Origin of the sequence: Endozoicomonas ascidiicola, from assembly GCF_001646945.1 — a bacterium.
In the GTDB taxonomy this organism is placed as follows: Bacteria; Pseudomonadota; Gammaproteobacteria; order Pseudomonadales; family Endozoicomonadaceae; genus Endozoicomonas; species Endozoicomonas ascidiicola.
The window spans coordinates 1-1,911 of sequence record NZ_LUTV01000018.1 but is presented as its reverse complement, the minus strand read 5'-3'; the positions used below and the strand labels follow the sequence as shown (position 1 = coordinate 1,911).

General features: G+C 41.5%; 2 protein-coding genes. One reads left to right on the top strand and one right to left on the bottom strand.

The genetic code is table 11. From position 1 onward, the window contains the following. Nucleotides 1–104: 104 nt before the first annotated feature. A complete protein-coding gene (locus AKL11_RS24125) occupies nt 105–614 on the bottom strand; it encodes a DUF2441 domain-containing protein (protein ID WP_067522902.1) in 510 nt (169 codons plus the stop codon). A 990-nt stretch (nt 615–1,604) separates the two neighbouring features. On the opposite strand from AKL11_RS24125, the gene AKL11_RS24115 reads away from it, so the two are divergent. Next, nucleotides 1,605–1,911: helix-turn-helix domain-containing protein (locus tag AKL11_RS24115; protein ID WP_172807367.1), on the top strand; the 307-nt coding region annotated here is incomplete at its 3' end.

The following is a 1,911-nucleotide window of genomic DNA, read 5'->3' as shown; positions in this document are numbered from 1 at the left end:
AGCAGCTAACGCCAAATTAAGCGGCGCCGCCGCAGGCGGCGTCCGGTGGAGCTGCGCAGCAGCGGAACGAACTTGAATTTTTTGTTAGCTGCACTTTTGTTTGGCTAGATTGCTAGTTCGTTTAGTATTTTGACTGGAAATGAAATAAGAATCTCAGGATGCTTGTAAGAAATATCTGATTTTTCACCCAGCCAATATCTGTATGCAAGCTTTGTGATAGTCTCTACTGAGTGATTCTTATTAATTAAAGGAAAATAACCTTTATGTACTTCACCCACTGTTTCCACAAGAAACACACTGCAGTGAACTCTATTAAAAGACGTTTTGAATTCTTCTACTTCAGATATGTGTTCGAAGCCAAATAAACTGTTCAGCCTTGAAGGTTTTAACGGGAAGCTATGCTTTCTTATTTGTTCAAATAGCAATTCTGATAGTGCTAGAAATGAATCGTTGCACTCATTTGTATTGAGCAACTTATCAATACCATAAGCAGAAATTTTATTTCCAACAAATGGTTGTAACTCTTCAGGTATTTTTTCGTTCGAGCTATATGAAGTAATAACACTGTCAGCATTTAACATGCCTTTTGTATCAATCGTAAAACATGATTTCATATAGGCAGCTATTGGTCTTTGAGAGTTACTCGTTATGAAGTAAGTCCTTCTGCGGAAGGCATTTTACTAAAAGTAGTGCAACCAAGATTAATCATAATTCCGTATATTGCACAAATGCAAGTGTAGCTAACGCCAAAATGTGCGGCGCGCCTCAGGCGCGTCCGGTGGAGCGCAGCGGAACGAACACGATTTTATTGTTAGCTGGCTCCTGGAACCAAGAACAAACTGACTAAAGGTAAAAACCTGACACCAGAACCAACCAGAAAACTCCGTGCTGGCAGAAAACCTGATAACCAGAATGAACCAAAAACTTAAGCGCTGTAGAAAACAACTGTGTGGAAACCACAATGGAGGAACAAACGAAAAACCGACACGCACTCAAAAACAAAACCTTGGGAAAAACAATTGTGTGGTAACCACAATGGTGGAACAAACGAGAATACCTGACGAACTAAAAATCAAAACCTTGCGTGATTTAAATGTACAGTAAAATAACAGTGGTAAAATTTCTGTGCTGGCTCGCTAGAAGAAAAGCAGAAAAAACTTACCTGACAGCATAATTGAAACTTCAATCACGAAAAATACAAATGCTGTCAAGGCAAAAGAAAACAGAAAAATCAAACAGGCCAGCGGCAACAAACCATTCTCTTTCAAGCCGCAATGAACCTTCTTTTCGTCTTAATACTTGCGCGAAACAACTGAAAGAAAGAATCTGTGAACAAGGCAGCTAACGCCTGAATGTGGGGCGCCGCAGGCGTCCCAGGAGCGAAGCGACGAACACCATTCACTTGTTAAGCGCCTTTGTGGGGATGTATGCGTTTTACAATTACAGTTGCACAAATATAGATGACAAGAAATTGAAGTAGCCTGAATTCGTATCATAAATGCATAACCTCTGTAACCACAGGGTTGCTACAGAGCCACCTTTGAATTCAATCAGAACTCAGGTGTACTCTGTAAAGCTACTAAACACTACAGAGGATGCCACGGATGGCCTTTAAGCACCTGAGCTCTGAAGAGAGACATTATATCGAAATTGAACTGAAAAATGGGACTTCTCAAAACAAAATTGCACAAAAACTTGGGCGCGATCAGAGTTCCCTGTCACGGGAATTAGGGCGCAACAAGGGGTTACGCGGTTACAGACGCCAGCAGGCCCACCGTATGGCTCAACAGCGTCATCAGGAAAAAACCAAGGCTGTTAAGCTAACGGATGATATTAAACGACGCATAGCTAATGATATCCGTGCAGACTTGAGTCCAGAGCAAGTGGCTGGAAGACTTAAAAAAGAAGGGG